The 22,723-nt window shown below is 40.8% G+C and carries 17 protein-coding genes; 9 read left to right on the forward strand and 8 right to left on the reverse strand.

Annotated elements, in window-relative coordinates:
• The coding region (locus QZZ43_RS03445) for a DUF3387 domain-containing protein (protein ID WP_291856284.1) at positions 1-1,130 on the forward strand (1,130 nt) is incomplete at its 5' end.
• Between the two features lie 45 nt (positions 1,131-1,175).
• Positions 1,176-2,279: a PD-(D/E)XK nuclease family protein gene (locus QZZ43_RS03450; protein ID WP_291856286.1), complete on the forward strand. Its 1,104-nt coding sequence runs from the start codon at positions 1,176-1,178 to the stop codon at positions 2,277-2,279.
• Positions 2,280-2,766: 487 nt separating this feature from the next.
• Here the strand turns inward: QZZ43_RS03450 and QZZ43_RS03455 are convergent, their stop codons facing one another.
• The 3 genes from QZZ43_RS03455 to QZZ43_RS03465 form a co-directional block, all read right to left on the reverse strand.
• Positions 2,767-3,531 carry a metallophosphoesterase gene (locus QZZ43_RS03455; protein WP_291856288.1) on the reverse strand — a complete coding sequence of 255 codons (765 nt, stop codon included), beginning with the start codon at positions 3,529-3,531 and terminating at the stop codon, positions 2,767-2,769.
• 41 nt (positions 3,532-3,572) lie between these two features.
• Positions 3,573-4,985: a tRNA uridine-5-carboxymethylaminomethyl(34) synthesis GTPase MnmE gene (gene mnmE, locus QZZ43_RS03460; RefSeq protein ID WP_291856290.1), complete on the reverse strand. Its 1,413-nt coding sequence runs from the start codon at positions 4,983-4,985 to the stop codon at positions 3,573-3,575.
• Between the two features lie 404 nt (positions 4,986-5,389).
• Positions 5,390-6,397, reverse strand: coding sequence for a substrate-binding domain-containing protein (locus tag QZZ43_RS03465; protein ID WP_291856292.1), 1,008 nt, complete (start codon positions 6,395-6,397; stop codon positions 5,390-5,392).
• A 215-nt stretch (positions 6,398-6,612) separates the two neighbouring features.
• Between QZZ43_RS03465 and QZZ43_RS03470 the strand changes: the two genes are divergently transcribed.
• A complete protein-coding gene (locus tag QZZ43_RS03470; protein WP_291856294.1) occupies positions 6,613-7,155 on the forward strand; it encodes a WcaF family extracellular polysaccharide biosynthesis acetyltransferase in 543 nt (180 codons plus the stop codon).
• Here QZZ43_RS03470 and QZZ43_RS03475 read toward each other — a convergent pair.
• The 4 genes from QZZ43_RS03475 to QZZ43_RS03490 form a co-directional block, all read right to left on the reverse strand.
• The gene (locus QZZ43_RS03475) at positions 7,152-8,765 is read right to left on the reverse strand and encodes a hypothetical protein (RefSeq protein WP_291856296.1); all 1,614 of its coding nucleotides are present in this window, start codon (positions 8,763-8,765) and stop codon (positions 7,152-7,154) included. The two genes, QZZ43_RS03470 and QZZ43_RS03475, sit on opposite strands and share 4 nt — an antisense overlap.
• Before the next feature lie 57 nt (positions 8,766-8,822).
• Entirely contained in the window at positions 8,823-9,308 is a 486-nt protein-coding gene (locus QZZ43_RS03480; protein ID WP_291856298.1) for an HD domain-containing protein, read from the reverse strand.
• A gap of 242 nt (positions 9,309-9,550) precedes the next feature.
• A complete protein-coding gene (locus QZZ43_RS03485; protein ID WP_291856300.1) occupies positions 9,551-11,974 on the reverse strand; it encodes a tyrosine-protein kinase in 2,424 nt (807 codons plus the stop codon).
• A 28-nt stretch (positions 11,975-12,002) separates the two neighbouring features.
• Positions 12,003-12,803 (reverse strand): polysaccharide biosynthesis/export family protein, encoded by an 801-nt coding sequence (locus QZZ43_RS03490; protein WP_291856302.1) that lies wholly within the window; start codon positions 12,801-12,803, stop codon positions 12,003-12,005.
• A gap of 345 nt (positions 12,804-13,148) precedes the next feature.
• Between QZZ43_RS03490 and QZZ43_RS03495 the strand changes: the two genes are divergently transcribed.
• The 4 genes from QZZ43_RS03495 to murB all read left to right on the forward strand — a co-directional run bounded on the left by QZZ43_RS03495 (position 13,149) and on the right by murB (position 18,556).
• A complete protein-coding gene (locus QZZ43_RS03495; protein ID WP_291856304.1) occupies positions 13,149-14,261 on the forward strand; it encodes a glycosyltransferase family 4 protein in 1,113 nt (370 codons plus the stop codon).
• Between the two features lie 19 nt (positions 14,262-14,280).
• Positions 14,281-15,036 carry a glycosyltransferase family 2 protein gene (locus tag QZZ43_RS03500; RefSeq protein WP_291856306.1) on the forward strand — a complete coding sequence of 252 codons (756 nt, stop codon included), beginning with the start codon at positions 14,281-14,283 and terminating at the stop codon, positions 15,034-15,036.
• Between the two features lie 70 nt (positions 15,037-15,106).
• Positions 15,107-17,503 carry a polysaccharide biosynthesis tyrosine autokinase gene (locus QZZ43_RS03505; protein ID WP_291856308.1) on the forward strand — a complete coding sequence of 799 codons (2,397 nt, stop codon included), beginning with the start codon at positions 15,107-15,109 and terminating at the stop codon, positions 17,501-17,503.
• Positions 17,504-17,545: 42 nt separating this feature from the next.
• Positions 17,546-18,556: a UDP-N-acetylmuramate dehydrogenase gene (gene murB / locus QZZ43_RS03510; protein ID WP_291856309.1), complete on the forward strand. Its 1,011-nt coding sequence runs from the start codon at positions 17,546-17,548 to the stop codon at positions 18,554-18,556.
• A gap of 155 nt (positions 18,557-18,711) precedes the next feature.
• Here the strand turns inward: murB and mltG are convergent, their stop codons facing one another.
• The gene (gene mltG / locus QZZ43_RS03515) at positions 18,712-19,788 is read right to left on the reverse strand and encodes an endolytic transglycosylase MltG (protein ID WP_291856311.1); all 1,077 of its coding nucleotides are present in this window, start codon (positions 19,786-19,788) and stop codon (positions 18,712-18,714) included.
• Positions 19,789-20,914: 1,126 nt separating this feature from the next.
• Here mltG and QZZ43_RS03520 point away from each other — a divergent pair.
• Positions 20,915-21,394 carry an SPOR domain-containing protein gene (locus QZZ43_RS03520; RefSeq protein WP_291856313.1) on the forward strand — a complete coding sequence of 160 codons (480 nt, stop codon included), beginning with the start codon at positions 20,915-20,917 and terminating at the stop codon, positions 21,392-21,394.
• 58 nt (positions 21,395-21,452) lie between these two features.
• Positions 21,453-22,652, forward strand: coding sequence for an FprA family A-type flavoprotein (locus QZZ43_RS03525; protein WP_291856315.1), 1,200 nt, complete (start codon positions 21,453-21,455; stop codon positions 22,650-22,652).
• Positions 22,653-22,723: the final 71 nt, after the last annotated feature.

Below are 22,723 nucleotides of genomic sequence, written 5' to 3' on the forward strand. Positions count from 1 at the left end.
TTCAAACCATATCGAGAGTAAACCGAAAGGTTGAAGGCAAGGAAAAAGGTCTGGTGGTAGATTACATCGGCATAAAAAAACAGATGAATCTGGCCCTGGCACATTACAACAAGGCCGATACCCATAACTTTGAGGATATAGAGCAATCTGTCGTAGTGGTCAAAGACCATCTGGATTTGCTGGGAAGAATTTTCCATAAGTTTGACAGCACGAAATACTTTTCCGGCAGTCCCGTTGAACAACTCAATACGTTGAATATGGCAGCCGAATTTGTCCAGATGACCAATGAGTTGGAAAAACGGTTTATGTTTCTGGTGAAGCGCTTAAAAGCAGCTTATGATATTTGTTCTGCCAGCGAAAAACTGAGCCAAGTAGAGAAAGACTACGTCCATTTTTATCTGGCCGTTCGCTCCATTGTTTTCAAACTTACCAAAGGAACGGCTCCTGATACGGCACAAATGAATACCAAAGTCCGTGAAATGATAAAAGATGCGCTTGCCAGTGACGGGGTAGTGGAGATCTTTAAATTGAATGAAGACAAAAACGCAGAAACAGACATCTTTGACGAGGATTATCTGGCAAAAATCGAGAAAATAAAGCTCCCTAATACCAAAATAAAATTACTACAGCAATTATTGGCAAAAGCGATTGGTGAGTTCAAAAAAACTAACAGAACTAAAGGGATTAAATTCTCTAAAGAGATGCAAAAGCTTGTAGAAAGATACAATGAAAGAAAAGAAAGTGACGTATTCAGAAGCGAAGTTCTGGAGGATTTTACCGACGAAATAATCAATCTTTATCATGCTCTCAAAAAGGAACGAGAGTCATTTAATGATCTGGGTATTGACTTCGAAGAAAAGGCCTTCTACGATATCCTAAAAGATCTGACAGTCAAATACGATTTTGCCTATCCGGAGGAAAAACTCATTCATTTAGCTTCCGAAGTCAAAGGAGTAGTTGACGACAAAGCCAAATACACCGATTGGAGCAAAAGAGATGACATTAAAGCAGAGCTAAAAGCCGATTTAATCATTCTTCTTGCCGAAAATGATTACCCGCCCGTTGACCGGGACGAGGTGTATAAAGAGATTTTCGAACAGGCTGAGAATTTTAAGAAGTGGCAGAAGTAAACTTTAATTTTAAAACCTATTTCAGCGTAAGACACAAAAAAATGTATGGAAACAAAAACTTTTTTAGCTAAGATTAAAAGCAAAAAAATCCTTTTTCCCGAAGTCCGGCGAAATCCATTGACCTTCTTAGGAATATCAAAGCAGCCACATTACGAAGATGTATGGTCCAATATTTACGCATTTTTTCTTGATGTTAATGCCGAACATGGATTTAAGGATTTATTTATTTCTTCATTATTAAAAGTCATAAGAGATTCTGGAGTAATTTTTGAATTCGATAATAACTTTGAGATTGCCAGAGAATACCCGACAAAAGAAAATGGTCGTATTGATTTGGTGCTTCAATCAAGTTCTAAAGCCATAATTGTTGAGAATAAAGTATATCACTTTCTCAATAACAATTTGGAGGATTATTGGCAATCTATAGATTCACCAAACAAAGTGGGCGTTGTACTCACGTTGCACAAGCTTGCTCATGTTCCGCATGTTAATTTTATTAATATAACCCACCACCAACTGTTAGATTCAGTTATGCAGTGGCTTGGGAACTATATTGTACAGGCGTCTTCTAAATACGTTACTTTCTTAACCGATTTTTATCAAAACATTTTAAATCTCAGCAATCCCATGGACTATCAAAACATTGATTTATTCTATAATTACAACAATGAAATAAAGAAGGTAAATGAACTTTCCGAAAATGTGAAACAACATATTAAATCAGAAACAAACACAGCCGGTGAAATATTGGGCCTAAATGTTCTGGCTCCCAGGGGTAAACAAGAGAATGAATTCCGTTACTACCTTTCTCACTCTGATCATAACCTCATGTTTACAGTAATTTTCAAAGGACTCTTTTCATCTAAAAAACAGCTAATGGTTATTGTAGAACTTCAGAATGCACTGCTAAAGAATAAGGAAATATTTGAATCGATTAAATTTTCTGAAACTGAGAATTCACTTATTAAAGATGATTTTTATAGTAACTCGAATAACTGGGCTCATTTTGCTTTAGATACTTTTTCTCCGGCAAATGGACATGAGATTCAAAATTTAAGCGAATTTATTAGTGAAAAAATCAACAACAGCCCCCTAAAAACAATCTTTCATAAGCTCGAAGAAGCAATTTCTCAACAGATTTCAAAATGATAAAATCTAATAAGAATTACAGGTAATAAATATTCACAAAATGGATATTATTCTCAGAGTCTAATTCGTAGATTTTGAGGACAATGCTATTCAGGACAAATTCCAAAGCCTTCAAATCGCACATAAAACACTCACTATTAGACTTAAGGCAAAGTCACTCATCATTCGAGATCCATGAACAAAGTTAGTCCTGATCCCTTAAATTCAATATTTAACCTGATCATACGAGCTTTTAGGATATAACAATTTCGACTCTATGTGATATTCTTTCTCATATTTCATGGGATTGATGGATGAAAGATTTACCATGTCTATCCATCCTCATCAAAATCATCAGAAAATTCATGCATCAGTTTGTCATCTCCATTATAATACGCTTCCCTGGATGCTTTATCTCATCCTTGTCTATCATCCTTTTTTGGAGAATTTCCTGATTACTCACAGGCCTTATCATATTCCCCTTTTCTGTTTTCTTAATAACTCAGTGCTATTCAATTTCAATTGCAGCATTTCTTCGGAAACCATGATGTTCCCCCAAATGCACATATCCCAACTGATTAGTTACCAGCTTAGTGCCATTTATTTCAGTCTCCGGCATATTCACATGGTGATGACCGTAAATCCAATAATCTATATGATTGTCAGCAATAAAGTCATAGTGTTCGGAGACAAAAGCAGGATTAATCATTGAATTTTTGAACTGCTCCGGATTACACAACTGTGTCGGAATGTGGTGTGTGACTACAATTTTTTTGTCTGCGGTAGAGTTGCGAAATTCCCGGCTTAAGAAATCCAGGCTTTCTTCATGTAGTCTGTTAAAATCATCACTTCTTAATTTCTTTCCCTTATGCCTTATTTTGTAAAAATCGTTGATGCCTCGCTCAATAATTAATGATTCATTAAAAGGAATGTGAGACCAGAACGTAGTGAAGAAAAAATCTGTTCCCTCTACATTGATAACCTTATTGTTGACCAGAAAAACATTTTCCCTCAAAGATTCAAATACAGGCTTATCTAATATCTGTACTTCCTTTCCGGTATAGAACTCATGGTTCCCCGGAATGTAATAAACAGTGTTGAAGTTGTCAGAGACATAATCAAAAAACCAGTGTTTGAAATGTTTCTTCCCCCAATAGGTGATATCTCCTGCCAGAATCAGAATATCACCAAGGGGTTTGATAGGATTTTTATGCAAAAAGAGTGCATTTTGGGCAAATTCGAGGTGTAAATCTGAGCAATATTGAATTTTCATGGGAAATGGTTTGTAGGTGTAATATTCATATTATGAGAAGTTTACTTCCCGATACAAAAGTTCTTAAATATATTCCCCAGCACTTCATCGGTAGATATTTGCCCGGTGATTTCGCCAAGATAGTGGAGTACTTCACGAATATCCTGCGCAATAAAGTCGCCTGAAATGCCGGCTTCAAGTCCCTGACGGGTGCGGGTGATGCCATCGCGAGCATTTTTGAGTGCTTCGTAATGGCGGGCATTGGTTACCACCACTTCGTTGTTGTCGATGGCGCTTAGATTTACCGTTTTTAGGAGCTGCGCAATCAAAGTATCCAGGTTGGTGTGGTGTTTGGCAGACAGGGGAACAATGGCATCGGAAGCTGTGAGTTCCCGGAAGGATTCCTCCGAAAAACGTTTCTCTGCAGTTCCGGGAGGCAAGAGATCGGTTTTGTTAATGACAACCAGAAGTTGCTGATCATCGGTTTCCATGTGGTTCTTGACATCAGATACTGCCTGGTGGATTTTCTCATCTTCATCACGGGCATCCATCATCAGGATAACAATGGAGGCTTGTTTTATTTTGCTGTAGGTGAGGGCAATTCCCATGCTCTCTACTTTGTCGATGGTATCCCGTATTCCGGCGGTGTCAATAAACCGGAAAGTAATACCTTCTATATTCATCACATCTTCAATCACGTCGCGGGTGGTGCCGTGCACATCCGAAACGATGGCTCTCTCTTCCTGAAGCAAAGCATTGAGAAGAGTTGATTTTCCCGCGTTGGTATGTCCCACAATGGCCACCGGAATTCCATTTTTGATGGCATTGCCCAGCGAGAATGAATTAATGAGTCTGGTAAGAACCCGGTTAATTTCGTCCACCAGTTCAATCAGCTGTTGCCGGTCGGCAAATTCTACATCCTCCTCGCTGAAATCGAGCTCCAGCTCAATAAGAGAGGTAAATTCCAGTAGTTTGGCACGGAGACTGACCAGTTCGTTGCTGAATCCGCCCTTCATCTGTTTAAGGGCAACACGGCGGGCCGATTCGCTGCGCGAAGCGATGAGGTCGGCCACCGCTTCGGCCTGACTGAGGTCCATTTTCCCGTTGAGAAAAGCACGTTGCGTAAACTCACCGGGGCGGGCCATACGTGCGCCGTTATCGGTGAGCAGGTGAAGGATTTCCTGTTGGATAATGGGGGCCCCGTGACAGGATATCTCAACGATGTCGTCGCCGGTAAATGAGCGGGGGCCTTTAAAGATGGTCACCAGTACTTCATCAATTTCTTTTGTATCGTTGTGGATGGTTCCATAATGAGCTGAATGGGCCGGTTGGTCGGACAGGTGTTTCTTTTTTCCTGCCGGACGAAAAATTTTTTCAACGGTTTCAAAAGCATTGGGGCCGGCGATGCGAACTACTGCAATGGCACCGCTGCCTGGAGCTGTGGATATGGCGCAAATGGTATCTTCAAGAAGCATGAATCTGTTTTTTTGCAAATGTAATATTTATAAATGTCATGGTGGGTTTTGAGAGGCTCATATCTCAAAACCCACCATTTTAAGTAGAATCCCTTTCTCTAAAGTTAGTTGATGCTTTTGAATTGTTTAAAATAAACTTTTAGGCACAGATGCTTTTTTTCTAAAACGCAAACACTCAAAACTGCTCATTTAAAAGGCATTGCTTTTCCTCCTTGCGAGCATTACAGCTGTATTCCCCTTTTTACCACTGATTTCTGATCTTGTTTTTCGCCGGCCACCTGGTTTAACAGCAACGACCTACGAGCCAAGAGCTAACAGCTAAGAGCTAACAGCTAACAGCCAAGAGCTAACAGCCAAGAGCTAACAGCTAAGAGCTAAGAGCTAACAGCTAAGAGCTAAAAAGGTTATTCCAGTTCATATTCGTAAATCTCTTCCTCTTCCTGAAATCCTTCAGAAACTACAGTCATTTTAATGTTTTGACGATTAACCACCTGCGATGGGAGAAGTACGGTAGGAACCAGTTTGTAACCATTGTGAACGGTGACATTGGTGTTAAAAGGGCCTTCTTCATTAGCCATTTTCATAGCCATTTCTGCAGCAGTGTAAGCTATGGCATCAATGGGTTTAAAAATGGTGATTGTTTGATAACCCGCCACAATATTGCGAATTGCTTCGAGATCGGCATCCTGTCCGGCCACCAGTACTTCACGTTGCAGATTATGTTCCTGAAGAGCTCTGATAGCGCCACCTGCAAGTTGGTCGTTGCCTGCAATGATGGCTTTTAGTTCAGGATCAGAGTTTTTCAGATAGTCATTAACAATAGTATAAGCCTCATCGGCATTCCAGTTTTCAACATACTGATCCAGTACAATCTCAATATCTCCTTTTTCAATCAGTGGTTGCAGAACATTCATCCAGCCCAGATGCAACAGGGCTGCATTGTTGTCCTTTTGGGGCCCGCCCAAAAGAGCATATTTTCCTACAGGAGCCACTTTGGACAGATAATCTGCCTGGAGTTCGCCGATATTAATGTTGTCGGCAGACACATAATAATCAACATCACAATCCCGGATCATCCTGTCGTAGGATATCACCGGAATATTTTTTTTATGGGCTTCCTTGACAATATCTCTTGAGGAATAGAGGTCAACGGGAATTACAACCAAAACATCTACTTTGTCGTAAATCATTTCCATGGCCTGTTCCATCTGTGTAGGTGGATTTCCTTCGGCCACGCTAACCAAGACTGTTCCCCCCAGTTCTTCTATCTTTTTTTCAAACAGGTCCTTGTCCTTTTGCCAGCGTTCAATTTCGAGAGTGTCCATTAAAAACCCGATTTTAGGTTTGTTGCCACAACTTGTCAGAAATGCAACAAGCAGCAGGGTGCTGAGTAGATAACTGAATGCCTTCATCTGGTTGAGTTTTTAAAATATCAATCTACGGTATTTCCCAGCATTATTCTGTTTGATGAGTTTCTGGACCGAAAGATTAATAATTTGGTTAACTATTTTTTGATAATTTACGAAAATTATGAATTAACGTAAAGAGTTTTTATTCAAGAAAATTGATAATTGTCAGTTTTCCTGAATTGGCTGTATTTTCTTATATTCACAGAAAAAATAAGGTTATGCAGGTCGATTTATCCAAATATGATAACAGTTGGTTCAATCCGGGGCAGGGAATAATTGTCAGGACAATCTGGCATTTTACCAATACCATTTTTTTCACCAATGGTTTGTTTCCTTTTTCAGGTTTTAAAGTTTTTTTGTTGAAGATTTTTGGAGCACAAATAGGCAGAGGAGTGGTTGTTAAGCCCAGAGTGAATGTCAAATACCCCTGGAATTTGAGTATTGGTGAGAATACCTGGATAGGAGAGGGAGTATGGATTGATAATCTTGCTAAAGTGAGCATTGGTGCCAATTGCTGTCTCTCGCAGGGCGTTCTGTTGTTGTGTGGAAACCATAATTACCGGAGGGAGACTTTTGACCTGATGGTGGGGGAGATAATTCTTGAAGATGGCGTGTGGATTGGTGCCAATTCCATTGTTCCGGGCAATTCTGTTTGTCAGACACATTCTGTTTTGTCACTTCAGAGTGTGGCGCCGGTGAAAATGGAACCTTATATGATTTACAGGGGTAATCCGGCTGTGTCGGTGAAAAAGAGAGTTTAAAAATAGTCGTAATAGATATTTTGCAAAGAGGTTCGGAATGCCAGATAAAAATAGTTGCCATCAATTGTCTCCAGCTCATTAGACATTTTTCGCTTTCTGGCTCCGATTTGCAGATTCATATTATTGCGGGGATTAATCAGAAACATCACATTCAACTCCACCTGAGTCAGATTAGATTTTAATCCTTGCCCGATGGTATGCCCGTAATCTGCCGGTCGGGTAACATTGGGATGATGGATGTTACCTCCGAAGCTAACATCATCATTGTAATCCAATCCCTTGGTGGCTAGCTGAGTCTTAAGTTCAAAATGCCAGCGACGAGCACGGTAGCGGAGAAAGGTGATGCTTTCCCGAAAATTGGCTCCCAACACGTGGGCCAGTTCCTGGTTGTAATGGCCGTAATTGGTTATGGGCATATAGTGCGAGTAGGTATAGGGCCTAACCTGGCTGTATTCTGTCTGGAAGTCAAAGTTTTTGATGCCCAGGAAGTCATATGCTTTCAATCCCAAAAGAAAACCCTGTTTGTTGGCCCACCATTTCTCGCCGGAAAAAACTTCATCGGCCTTAAATTCTCCTAAAACAAACTGGCCATAGAATGCAGCATTTCTCCAGGGAATGTATTTCAGGTTGATGCCCATCGTCATGTTGTCGGGCGACCCCAGATTGAATTCTACCGGACGATAAACAACCAGTGGCACCAGATAATTAACATCAAGACCACGATGGCCAACTGTGTCTTCTGCAGCCCAAATAACACTTTCGAAAAGACCCACACTAAAACGTTGGCCTATGTTCCAGGTGAGGTAATGAAACGCTCCGTATTTGGTTTGATATCGGGTGTCGCCAAGTGTGGGGTCGCGGTAAAAATTTTTCAATTCGCTCACCATAAACATATATTTGGCTTTCAGAAAGGTGGCAGTCATTTTCAGATAGGGGTAGCTGTAAGCAGCATCCGAAAGGAAAAGCGAGCGGTGCCCGTCTCCGATAAAATTTTTTCCGAAGCCGGCCTGAAAATTAAAATAACGCCCCGCATTGTAACTGAGGTACCCTGTGGATTGAGCGAAGTCATGTCCGTGATCTCCAAATTCTTTGCGGCGCCCCTGACCGGGAACCACATCACGCTCCCTGGCAAAATCGTCTAGATATCCGGGAAATGTTGCCTGATTTTCGTGCAAATCCACATAAAAGCCCACATCCGGACCCAATTGACCTTCAATCATGGCGCCACGAGTATTAACAAACCAGCTCTGACCGGTGGCATCATCCTTTCCAAATTCAAAATTGAAAAGTGGATTGATACGGATCCACACATCCTCTTCTTCCCACGACAACAGGTCATCTGAGAAAAACCGACCGAAAATATTCTGATGATGAGATGGTTTTCTAATTCCCCGTTGAATTAACGAATCCACATTGTAGTAGCGCGCCACTTCATCCAGGCGTATCGGGCCAACGGAGCTATGCAGATTTTGCCCCTGAACATGAAGCACTCTCTCAACTGGATTGAATGCATGGTTATTCCAACTGTTGTAAACCTGTCCCCGGGTGCTGTGAACCAAAAGAATCAGGATGAAAAATGATATGTAACGTAAGGATGTTTGCAAGTTCATGTACTTAGTTGATTAAACCGGTTAACCTGTTGGTTGGCTAAAACCAAACAGGAGATATTATTGAATATACATGCTTTTAATCATGGATATTCCGGTTTTGGTTTTAAAATACTTCTGGCGAATGCTTTTGATGGATGAGTCTGACATTTTTTCTTCATAAATGTTGACCAGAAAATCTGCCTCCACAATAATCTGAAAATCTGTGTCATCAATTTTTTGGTAGGAATGGTGATTACCAATTATGTGACAGACTCTATCGATTATCTCATTATCCATTTCCAGTTCTTCAAGAAAATCTCTTGCAATGGGTGGCCCTTCCATTTCCTGGTATTTGCCGCCGGTGGATTTGTGCTTCAATTCCGCTTCTTTAACTCCAATGTCATGCAGTATTGCGGCGGTATCAACTATCAGCAACTTATTTTCAGGCAGTTTTTCCCTATGTGCAATACAGGTAGCGAATCCGTAAACTTTAAGCGCATGATTTATCCTTGAAACATCGGTTCCAAAGTAGTAAATCATCATTTCAATAACCGCCTCATTCATAAGGAATTATTTGTTTTTAAATTATTGGCCCTTTGCAGGAACCTACCAGTTTTGTCATATATGCATTTTTTCACAACCCCCTTCATTCTGCTAAAAACTGTAGAACGGCGTCATTGCGACGGCGAGGAACGAAGCGGGAAGCAATCTCTTTTTCTGGATTAGATTTTATCCGAACAATAATGATTTCTTATATGCCTTCTATGGTTCAATTCATTTTTTTTGTGGTTTAAAATGTCGTTTCTTCACTGTTCCTCATAATAACCATGCCCATATCCGTAGCCATAACCATCCCCGTAACCATATCCATAACCATAACCATATCCATATTTAGCACCTTTCTTGCCTTTTTTTACCTGTATATCATTAAATAATATACCCACATTTTTTATGCCTTCCACTCCCAGGTGTTTCAGTGTTTCGGAAAAAGCCTCGCGAATGGTGTAATTCTGGCGTGCCAGGAATATAAGTGTGTCGGATTTACGTGCCAACAAAACAGGGTCAGCCACAACGCCCATTGGTGGAGTATCCAAAATAATAACATCAAATCGGTTACTTAACTCCTCAAACAACTCATCTGTTTTTGCTGAAGAAATCAATTCTGAAGGGTTGGGAGGAACCGCTCCGGAAGGGATAACAAATAAATTTTCCTGCTCGCTTTGATGGATAATATCATCGAGGCTTACTTTCCCAATGTAATACTGAGAAAGACCATCGTAGTTGTCAAGGTCAAGAACTTTGTTCAAACCGGGTTTGCGCATATCGTAACCAATTATCACAGTTCTCTTATTTGAATAAGCAAAAACAGCCGCAAGATTAAGGGCACAAAATGTTTTTCCTTCACCGGGCATGGAACTGGATACCGAAATAATTGGTGTTTCCACATTTGCTGTCAGATACTCCAGTCGGGTTCTGACACGCCGGAATGTTTCTGTAATGATAGAGCGGGGATGACTGTTCACCACATTTGTTACTCCTTTGTGGCTGTGCATAATGTGGCCGATAACCGGAATGGAGGTGATTTTTTCTATTTCATCGGTTGAGGTAATGCGGTTGTTCAATAACTGTCGCAACACGATAAAAATGAGCGGTAAAAGAATGCCGGCAAAAAGGGCTTTCTGATAATTGGAAGCCTTTTTGGGATAAACTGTGCCTGTAAACCGGGGCCTCTCCAGAACAGAATGGTCGGAAGTATTGGAAGCTTTCTGAATTTGGGCTTCCGAACGTTTTCTCAGCAGAAAGGTATATACTTCATTGTTCAGGTCAAATTGCCGTTCTATTCCCAGTAATCTGCGTTCTTTTTCGGGTAATTGATACAGTTGACTCGTAATGGAACGTTTCTCCTCTTCCAATCGTGTGATGGATTTGTCAATGATATCTTTTTGATTGGTTATAGCTTCAATCAGCGTGTTTCTGGCAACCAGAATCTGTTTATCGAGCTCATTTTTGTAAGGATTGCTCTGCCCGCTTAGAGTCAGTCGCTCATTGTTCAATTCCAGAATCGTATTTATCTGATTGGAGATAATAGGATTGTCGATGTTGTAGGAGGCTGGAGCCAGCCCCTTTGTTAGTACATCTTCGGATGAAAAGTATTGATGCAGATAATCGTAATAATTAAATGTTAATCGTTTCTCAGAAATTCTGGTTGTTAGTTCCTGAATCTGGGTAAACAGATGTTCTGCTTCGGAACTGACACTCTGTATTTGGTTCTTGGTACGGTACGAACTCAGCTCAGTTCCTTTTTGTGACAGAGAGTCCGAAATTATTAAAAGCTGTTCTTCAATGAAATTAATGGTATTGGTAGCTATCTGGTTTTTCTTTTCCAGGTTTGCATTAATGAATGTCTCGGAGAGTTTATTCAGGAAGGTGATGTTTTTCTGATGGTTATTACCGGTAACAGAGACATTAACAATGGTAGAGTTTTCACCTGCTTTCTGTGCGTTGAGTACAGATGAAAAATGTGCCGTAAGGCTTTCGGGGTGGTTAAATTCAAAGTAATAAGCTTTATCAGAACTGGTTTTAAGCCCGTTGTTAATAATTATGATTCTAAGCCATGGCGTTTCTACCAACTCGCCGAAGGAGAACGTTTCTTCGAAGTCGATAATGCTCCCGTAATTCTGTGTAGCCTCAGAGTTGTACTGTATGGTGTTAAAACCCTCGGATTTTATCGAAAGTTCAAATTGCTTTTCATTTAGAATGGTGATATAGATGGGCACATTTAAAATCTGTGCCGCCGAAGAATCCATTTGGACATTAAAACCGGGATTGGTATAGACTTCGGTGTCTTTCAATCTTCCTGCCGCAAAATAACTGATGTGGAAATCAAGCTGGTCAATTGCTTTTCGGATAATATCGCGGGAAGTCAAAACAGCAATCTGATTATCCAGACTGCGCTGACCCGGCGTCAATCCGAATCCTTCCATCATACTTTCCCGTGAGTTCTCCGTTCCTCTTTCTTCCATTAATAAAGACATGGATGCTCTGTAAATGGGGGGGGAATAACGGTGAATCGCCAAAACAACGCCCAATGCCAGTGGAATGGTAATGGCGAAAAGCCACCAGAAACGAAGCAGATCAAACAGTATTTTTTTGTAATCCAGCATAAACTGGGGTGATTGATTCTGACTTTCCGGATTTCGAAGTTGATTGGAATAATTGTTTTGTTGCATTTTCTTCGGTGGGCTTTAGCATTTATTACTAGCGGGAAACAGCTTCAATGGTCAGGTAAATAGCGAGTACAGAACTGATGATACCAAATGAGAACGTCTCACCGATACCAAAACTTTTGGCCTTCATTGGGCGGACATAAATCAAGTCGTTGGGATAGACGTAATATTCGTCCGACCCAACGATGTTGTTGTCGGTGATATCCACAAAAAATGTTTTGTAGCCGTCGCCTTCAGGACGTACAATTTTTATCTCTTTGCGTTTACCAAACGTACGCACATCTCCAGCCAGTGCAATGGCTTCATAAATAGTAATTTGTTCTTTTCCCATATCGATACGTCCGGGTTTTCCTATTTCTCCTAAAATTACGAACGAATTATTGGCCAATCGCATTTTTACGTGGGCGTCGCTAACGAAAGGAACCAATACTTCCTCCATTTTTTCGCGTGCCTGCTGAAGATTGCAACCCTCAAAATTGATTTTTCCGACAAACGGGAAATCGATGTTCATGTTGTCATCTATCGGATAAGTGTACAGGGATTGGTTTTGCTGAGTGTTTGTTCCTCCTGTACGGCTTGGATTAAAAAAATCGGATAGTTTGGGGTTGCTGGTGTTTATCTGAATGTACAACTGGTCATTGGGCCTGAGAATATATCTTTCTGTTATGGTGGTCAGGTCTGAATAGGGATTGTCGTAATTCCGATCATCGGATTGGTTTTGAAGATAAACCGTTTCTTTTTGCGGAATGCAGCTGGTAACCAGCATCGTCAGGATGAAAAAAAAGAAAATGTTTCGTCCCCGGGAGGAGGAATTTTTCGGCAGAAAAGTCATATTTATTTGCATAATGAATATTGTGTCCGGTTTTAATGTTCAAATTTATGGTTTTCTTTTTTAAAATTAAACATTCATAAATTTAACTTTCTCAAAAGGGTTTCATAAATTTGCCACGTTTTAATGGAGGGCCTCATCAAAAATAAAAACAGATAATCTGTACATTTAGTATCCGAATTTTTCATAACGCGTATTTTCAGTTAAAGTTATAACCCTGTTGTTCTTAATTACGTAGGAATACTATATGAATTATTCTATGCTGAATTCGCACAAGAGCATGGCGACGTTTGTTTCTTGTTCAGATTTTGTTCCATTAGGCCGAAAACAATAGAAAGCTTTATTCTAATGATTGATTACTCGACTATCCTGATGGTTTTGTTTGCCGCAATTCTCTCTTTTTTGCTGGTATTTCTTTCTATACCTACTATTTTAAGGGTATCACATGCCAAAAACCTTTTTGATGAGCCAGGAAAAAGAAGAATTCATAAAAAGAAAGTGCCGAATTTGGGGGGACTGGCGATTTTTATAGGAATTCTTTTTACTTACTCTCTTTATATCGATTGGTTTGATTTTCGGGCTGTTCCGTTTTTAATTCCTGCTTTACTGGTTGTATTTTCAATCGGGATTAAAGACGATATAATGATAACTGCACCTATGATGAAGTTGCTGGGCCAGCTTTTAGCTGCATTTATTATTGTAGGCTTTGGTAGTTTGCGATTGACTGATTTTCACGGGTTCTTTGGAATTCAGCCCGATTATTTTACCAGCATATCCATCTCTATTTTGTTTGTTATTTTTATTGTAAACGGGTTCAACCTTATTGATGGGGTTGATGGATTGGCTGCTATCAGCGGAATGATTTCAATTCTTACATTTTCTATTTGGTTTTTCCTCAACGGGAACATCCATACAACCACATTGGGCGCCATTGTGCTCGGCTCATTAGTGGCATTCCTTTATTACAATGTCTTCTCCAAAAAACAGAAGATCTTTATGGGTGATACAGGTTCCATGATTATAGGCTTTATCCTGGCCATTTTTTCGTTGCAGTTTATGGAAGCCAATGCTCCCGGGGTCAGAACCAATCTGAACATTCAAATGATTTCGGCCCCTGCCGTCGTGGTAGGTATTCTGATAGTACCTGTAATTGATACACTTCGGGTTTTCTTTTTGCGATTGTCAAAGGGCAATTCTCCTTTTGTAGCCGATAAAAACCATATTCATCACCGGTTGCTCACCCTGGGTTTTTCACATTTGCAGATTGCCCTGATTTTGGGAGGAGTAAATGTAGTCTTTATTGTCTTCAATTTCCTGTTGAAAGACTTTGGGATGTTGAAACTAATGGCCTTAAATCTCGTATTGGGATTTGTAGTATTTTATCTTCCGGCATTTTTTATTCGGTTAAAAGCCAAAAAAATGAGGGAGAATCAGGCCGGAACCTATCCCTTAGAGCAATAGTTGGTTTTAAAAAAGTTAGATGAGCAAACGGGTATCCCTTATTACTGTTACTTACCAGTCAGCCGAAACGCTTAAAGATACCATTGAATCGGTACGTCGTCAGAGTTTTTCGGATATGGAATATATTGTGGTTGATGGCGGTTCGACCGATGAAACCATCGATATTCTTAAAAATAATGAAGACGTGGTAGATCATTGGATTAGTGAACCTGACAATGGGATTTACGATGCTATGAACAAAGGAATTCGTCTGGCCAGTGGCGAAGTGATAGGTTTTCTTCATGCAGATGACGCATTCGCAGGCAGAGAAGTAATTGAAAACATTGTAGATAGATATTTAGAGTCCGGGTTTCATCTTTTGTATGGCGATTTGGAATATGTGAGTGCCGGTAATCCCGAAAAGGTGATTCGTTACTGGAGGAGTGGATCTTTTCGCAGGCAACAGTTGCAACGTGGCTGGATGCCTCCACATCCTACCGTATATGTGAGTCGCGATTTTTTTGCCCAAATTGGAGCTTTTAATATCGAATACCGTATCTCTGCCGATTATGAATGGCTGCTCAGGGCTCTTTCGTTTCCAGCAATTAAAGTGGAATATCTTCCCGAAGTATTGGTCAGAATGCGGTTGGGAGGGGCAAGTAATAAGTCTCTTCGCAATGTTATTGCCAAATCGGGAGAAGATCTCCGGGCATTAAGAGGCAATCGGGTAGGAGGGTTTCGCACTCTGTTTTGGAAAAATGCTTCTAAAATTTCACAGTTTGTTCGTCGCAATTGACCGGATTTTCCGGTTTTTTTTATTGGTGTTTGTTGGTTATTTTAGCACCGGAAAATAAAATTCTTTCAGTATGGTAACGCCTCCTAAAGGACCGGCAAACGTTGCGGGACACACTCCCGGCTTGAAAAACGACGGATTCTCAGATATAAAGAAGATTGTCCGGTTAGTTTTGCATCACTGGTTCCTGTTTGCATTGAGTATCCCATTGTTTTTGGGGGGTGTTTATATTTATCACCGTTATACGTTACCTGTTTACAAGGGAACCGTAACCATGCTCTTCAAGAGTGAAAGTGAAAGAATGATGCGGGATATTAACCTTATGGAGGGGTTTGGTCTTTCGGCTGAAGTCAGAAATATTGAAAATCAGTCGTTTATCATTCGTTCTCAAAAAACCATACGTGAAGTTATCGACCGGCTCGATTTCCGTATCTCTTACTTTGCCGATGGTCGCTTCAAAGACACAGAATTATATCGGTCGGCTCCTTTTGTTATTGAAATCGAAGAAAACCATCCTCAGGTATTGGGGGTTTCAATTTATGTTTCGATGCTCGATAACGGAATGATGAAAATTTCGGCTTCTTCGGAGTCCGGAATATTGCATCGTTTCGATGCGAATCAGGATGTGGGGCGTGCAGTGCCTTTTTCATTTGAGAAAACTGTACGACCGGGAGAGTTGGTGGAACATAAAAATTTCGCTTTCAGAATAAAACTTACTGAAGGATTATCTTCCGGGTTGGGAGAATATTTTGTGCAATTTCACTCGCACGTTCAATTGACTGCCCGTTATCGTTCCAGAGTTTCGGTCAACAATTATCGTGAAGGCTCTTCTATTGTATTTATCGGCGTTACAGGGCAAAATCCACGAAAAATTACTTCTTTCCTGGATGTACTTTCCGATGTGATTGTGGAGAACAATCTGAAGCGAAAAAATGATATGGCTTCCCGTTCTCTCGATTTTATCCAAAACCAACTGAAAAGCGTTGCCGATACATTAAATCAGACGCAGAGGCAGTTGATGGATTTTCGTAAAAAGAATCGTTTTATGGTTCCCTCTGAATTTGCCTCCGAACTGGCGGGACAGTTCATTGAGAAAGAAAAAGACCTTCGGTTGCTGGAGATTAATTATGATTATTTTCAACAGTTGAAAGCCCGTTTGAAAAGCGGTGATATGAATGAAGATTATTTGCTCACTGCTTTTGTCAACGATGACCCCGGTGTGGTGAATCAATTGGTTGGCAAATATATGGATGTATTGTCTGAACTTAAATCGGTAGAACTTACTGCAGGTACTTCGAATCCCTATTATCAGCAACTTGAACAGGAATTGAAGATTGTTAGTGAAACCATGATTCAGGCCATCGATAAACGGATGGAATCGATTATTGTGCGGCAGGAAGAAATGAGAAAGCAGATTGCTGCACTTTCAGGCAGGATGAATTATCTGCCCGAACTGGAGAAGGAATACCTGGAACTGGAAAGGGCTTACAAGTTGAATGATGCAATTTACACTTTTTTGCTGCAGAAAAATTCGGAAACCCAGATAGCTAAAGCGTCTAATGTTCCTGACAATGAGATATTGGATCAGGCAACGATTTCGGGGGTGGTATCGCCCGACAAAAAAGGAAACTACGGAAAAGCATTCTTGCTGTCCCTGATTCTCCCCGCAGCTGTTATCGGTTTACGGGAGATGCTGAATACCCGCGTGCGCGACAAACAGGAAATGGAAACCATTGCAGGCGATTTTCCAAATATGGGGAGCGTTGTGCGCAATCGCGTGGTTAGTGAAAATGCCATTAATCAGTCGCCACACTCTCTTTTGGCTGAATCGTTCAGGTCGTTACGCACTAAAATCAGGTTTATGCTGGCCGAAGATACCCATCAGGTAATTTTGCTGACTTCTACTAATACCGGCGAAGGAAAAACCTTTTGTGCGCTCAATCTGGCTACCGTTTTTGCCATTTCAGGAAAAAAAGTAGCCCTTTTGGGCTTCGATATGCGAAAACCCCGTTTGTCGGAGATTTTTGACAGAAACCAAAACATTGGCATATCTAATTATCTTTCCGGACAAAACCAGCTTGAAGAAATTATCTATCCTTCCGAGATAGAAAACATGTGGGTGGTTCCTTCAGGAATTACTCCTCCCAATCCTTCGGAATTGATTGCCGGAGAGCGGACAAAAGGACTGTTTGATTACTTGAGAAGCCGGTTTGATGTGATTATAGTGGATACTCCTCCAATAGGGCTGGTTGCAGATGCCAGGATTTTGATCCAGTATTCCGATTGTCGATTGTTTGTGGTAAGAGCAGGAATGACCAATAAAGAGCATTTTGCAGCTACTATAGACGAACTACGAAATGAAAATATTAATCGGGTTGGATTGGTTTTGAATGATATCAACCCCGGCGATAAACGTTATGGTTATTACAATACCGGGTACTACGGACCTCCGACTGAGGATTACAAATAACAAAGAATTTCTTTTGTTGAAAACTTACACTTCCTGTTTTTAATGGAACATTATAGCAATTACTCCCTTAAACAGCACAATACTTTTGGTCTGGATGCCAGGGCTAAAGACTTTTGGATATTTGATAATCCTGATGAATTGGGTGGTTGGCTTCATAATAATCAATCCGGAGACCAGGTTTTGGTAATCGGAGGAGGTAGCAATCTGCTTTTTACTAAGGATTATGAAGGCACTATTCTATCACCTGCTTTTAAGGGTATTGAAATAACTGCGGAAAATGGGGATGATGTGTGGGTGCGCTTTGCGGCAGGTGAAGAGTGGGATTACTGTGTGGAGTGGGCTGTGGAGCGTGGATTGGGAGGAATCGAAAACCTTTCCTACATTCCGGGACATGCCGGTGCCGCACCGGTTCAGAATATCGGGGCCTATGGCGTTGAAGTGGCTGATGTTTTGGCCTTTGTGGAGGGTTTTATGCTGGGAGACGGTACTTTCTTTCGGAAAACCCGGGAAGAGTGTGATTTTGATTATCGTTACAGCATTTTTAAAGGGCCCTTGAAAAATAAAGTGGTGGTAACTGGGGTTGTTCTGCGTTTGTCGAAGAATCTGAAGTTTTTATTGGATTATGGCACCGTAAAAGACCGTGTCCGTAGTCTTGGTGAGCCATCACTGGGAAATATCCGAAAGGCGGTTGTTGATATCCGCAAAGAAAAACTACCGGAACCCAAAGTTTTGGGAAATGCAGGCAGTTTTTTTAAAAATCCTGTGGTTACAATTTCTTTTTATCAGCAATTACAAGAGAAATGGCCCGACATCCCCGGTTATAGGCTCGAAGCGGGTAAAAAAGTAAAGGTGCCGGCTGGCTGGTTAATTGAAAAAACAGGCTGGAAAGGCCGGGAATATGGCAATGCCGGTGTCCATAAAAATCAGGCTTTGGTTCTCATCAACCGGGGAGGAGCCACAGGTAGCGAAATTGCCAATCTGGCTCGGGCCATACAGGATGATGTGCTTACTACTTTTAACATCGAACTTCAGCCTGAAGTGAATTTTCTTTAGGGTTTGTAATGAAATTAATTGACAGATTTGCCGAAGTTATTTTGTTCTTTGCCGACTTGAAAATACTGCGAATAGCGAGCTGTTTTATGGATTTTCAAGGAAGTTAAAGGGCAAAACAACTAGTCTAAAGCGGCAAGTTATTTCGGAACAATCCTTTAACGCCAGATTCTTCTCTCACTCAATGCCCGGCGGTATTTGGCGGCGTTTATATTGTGCTGACGCAGGGTTTTGGCAAAATTGTGGTACCCCGAAAAATCATCCTTGGCACACATGTATAAATAGTCGTGATCTTCATGATTAAGGACGGCTTCAATGCCCGAAACTGATGGGTAACGGATGGGGCCGGGGGGAAGTCCGCGATACAAATAGGTGTTGTAAGGAGAATCAATTTCCAAATCGCGCGACAACACTCTGTTTATGGTAAAATCTCCAAGAACATACTTGATGGTTGGGTCGGCTTGTAATCTGATGCCTCTGTTCAGCCGGTTGATGTAAAGTCCTGCTACTGTTGCCTTCTCGTCGCTTTTAATCGTTTCTTCATCCACAATGCTGGCAAGGGTGGCTACCTCTTTGGGAGTCATTCCCGATTTTTGGGCTTTCTTCAGGCGTGTTTCATTCCAAAACTGCTTATATTCCCGATGCATCCGGTCAATAAATTCTTCCGCATCGGTATTCCACCAGATTTCATAGGTGTTGGGAATAATCATGGCCGGAACTGTTTCCGGAGAAAAATCATACCTGGTCAAAAGAGTGGAATCACTCAGGGCATTTAGCAACGACAATGAATCTGCTTCAATCATGCGGGAAACTTTTCCTGCCAGGTCTTCCCGGGTTCTTACATTGTTGAACGTCAATTTTACCGGGGTTTGCAATCCGCCCCGTAACATATTCACCAGTTCGTTGTTGTTCATTCCATCCTTCAAAAGATAGTGGCCCGGGTGTATCCTCTCCGGATAATCTTTTATTTTGGCCAACCAAACAAAAGATTCCGTGTTCTTGAGAAATCCTGATACGCGAAGTAACCCGCTTACATCCTCAAAAGTAGCATTCGTCGGAATATAAAAACTTTCGGTTTTTTTGTTGCCCAACTCCACGTTGGGAGCAAATATTCTTTGCTGAAAACGAAGTGTCAGCCACCCTCCAATTGCAATGATAATAGATGCAATCACAAAAAACAGGATTAGTTTTCGTCCTGTTTTTTTATTCCGTTTGGTCGATTGTTTTAATGCCATCTTTTTCAAATAATGATGCGTGTGGTATAAAAAGGAATTTTCTTGTTAAAATAAAGACGTTTAAAATAATGTGCCATTATTAACTCGTTGTTAATCGGGGTTCAAAAAACTCATGGTGTGATGTCTGCCAAATAAAAACCAATTAATTAAAACATCTCTGGCACACCTCCTCAACAATCTTGTGTGTCAGTTATTAAAGTGGGTTACTTAAATTTCAGGTTATTTTCCTTCTTTATGCCAGACGAGGTTTGCAAAGCATAGCCGTAGCTACGGTTAAAAACCCCTGCGAAGCAGAAAGGAAAAAAGCGCTTGAAATTAGTGAAGGAATTTAGTAATTGCCACACTAGCCTGCTTTATTCATGAATTATCGTTATGAGATGTTCAAATATCAAGAAATACAATCAACCGCAGAGAAAATGGATGTAGGAAATAATAAATTATTCTCAAATCCATTTTTTTGAGGACGGTTGTATTTTGCAGATAGTTGGACATCGGAATAGATTATTTTTGAATAATGCACGCTAGAGGCTGGCAATAAAATTTCTCTTCAAACTTCGGCACAATCCTTTAATTTAGGGCGTAAAAATACAACTTTATTATAAATGCTCAGCCCAACTTTTTGTTTGTTTCCAATGATTTTTTTTGCAATTTTGGTGCCGAAGTTCTTGATTGAAAATGTGTGGTTTGTTTATATATATGAAGCTTAACCACCTGGAAAACACAAGGCAACAAAAATATTTTGAACCAGATAAGGCATTTAAGTAGCACATTTGAAGCGGCATGTGACTTAATTTAGATGCAGCTATCCCTTTGGCGGAGGCAAAAGGTAGGTCCCTGAAAGGAGACAATTTGAATAATCCGGGGTAGCCGGGGCAAGTGAACAGGGTTCCCGGATGGGGGCCGGCAATTAGTATTGAGGATTAAAGCAAAGTCCATTTTGCCACATATCCAAAAGGCAAGTAAAATATACAAGCATACTATTTTCAGTTGGTTGTATTTCTACTTTGATAAAAGTAAATATATCAAAAGTGAGGATTCCAGGCACTGACAACCCAAAGAATTAACAAAGAATAGTATAACAGACATATTTTGAACGGTTTATTACCTTAGTTAGATGAAAGCGATGATGAAGAAATTATTTTTTTTAGTAATAGCGGTTTCCGTAATGACCTCATGCGCTTCGCTGCGCAAGGGGTCCTCCAAAATGGGAGAATCACCTTATGCCGACGGAGTTAAAGATGACGGGATTGAGGTGCGTGACGATATTCAGCCCATTGTGGAACCAGAGAAAGCTGAATCTGAAGAACCTGCCATAGTGGTAAGGGAAGAGAAAGTGAAGACGGTGGATGTGGATGAGACTTCCGAAAATATTTTCCGTTATTATGTTATAATTGGTTCTTTCCGTTATGTAGACAATGCCCGAAATTACAAAACGGATTTGATACGAGAGGGTTTTGTTCCTGTAATATTGGAAAATGAAAACGGTTTGTTCAGGGTTTCAGTGGCTGCATATAATGAAGAGCAACCTGCCCGGAATAATATTTCTTCTATTCGTCGTAATTACCCCAAATATGCTGATGTATGGCTATTAATCAGGAAGCAATAGGAGAGAAGTTTGTTTATTAAATCAAGATATATCACGAAATTAACAATTAAACCGAATTATGTATCAGCCGATTCAATTATCAGAAGATATTTTTTACGTTGGTGTTAACGACAGACGAACAGAACTTTTTGAAAATATGTGGCCTTTGCCACGGGGAGTTGCTTACAATTCATATCTCATCAATGACGACAAAATAGCACTTTTGGATACTGTCGATATCGGACAGGTTGAGAAGTTCCTGAAGAAGATACATGCCATTATTGGGGATAAACCTATAGATTATTTGGTGATTAATCACATGGAGCCCGACCATGCCGGTTCGGTAAATATCATTCGCCAGTTGTATCCAGACCTGAAGATTGTGGGAAACAAAAAAACGCTTCCCATGGTGGAAGGATTTTTTGGAATTACAGAAAATTTGGTGGAGGTGAAGGAGGGAGATGAGCTTGACCTTGGGAGGCACAAGCTTCAGTTTTATCTGGCGCCAATGGTTCATTGGCCCGAAACAATGGTGACTTATGAGCAGTCGCAGAAAATACTGTTTTCGGCTGATGCCTTCGGAAGTTTTGGAACACTGGACGGTGGTGTTTTTGATGATGAAATGGACTTCTCCTGGTTTCATGACGAGATGCGTCGCTACTATTCCAACATCGTAGGAAAGTACGGCAGCCCGGTTCAAAAGGCCCTTGAGAAACTTGGTGCGCTCGACATCAAGATGATTGCTGCTACACACGGACCAATCATTCGCAGTCACATCCCGGAAGTACTGAAAATGTATGATGACTGGAGTAGCCATAAAACGAAGGAAGGGGTGGTGATAGCATATGCTTCTATGTATGGAAATACCGAAGAGATGGCCGAAGTAACAGCCAGGGCTATCGCAGAGCAGGGAATTAAGGAAATCAGGATATATGATGTCTCTAAGACTCACTCCTCTTACATCATCTCTGATATTTTTAAATACAAAGCACTGGTGTTGGCCAGTCCGACCTACAGCAATGAACTGCATCCCAATATGGAAGCGCTTGTCAACAAGTTAAAACACATGGCCGTTAAAGACCATTATCTTGGTGTATTGGGCTCTTTTACCTGGGCCGGAACGGCTGCCAAGCGTCTGAAACAGTTTGGGGATGATCTGAAATGGGAAGTTATTGGCAATCCGGTAGAAGAAAAACACGCTTTAAAGAAACAAAAATACGACGAATGTCGTATACTTGGCGAATCCATAGCTGAAAAGCTAAAAACAGAAAGAGAATAAAGAGTTTTCTTTTCCTTTCCTTTAAGACCGAGGCTGTCTCTACCAATTGGAGATGGCCTTATTCTTTTTAA

It is taken from the genome of Marinilabilia sp., assembly GCF_016278715.1.
Taxonomy (GTDB): Bacteria; Bacteroidota; Bacteroidia; order Bacteroidales; family Marinilabiliaceae; genus Marinilabilia.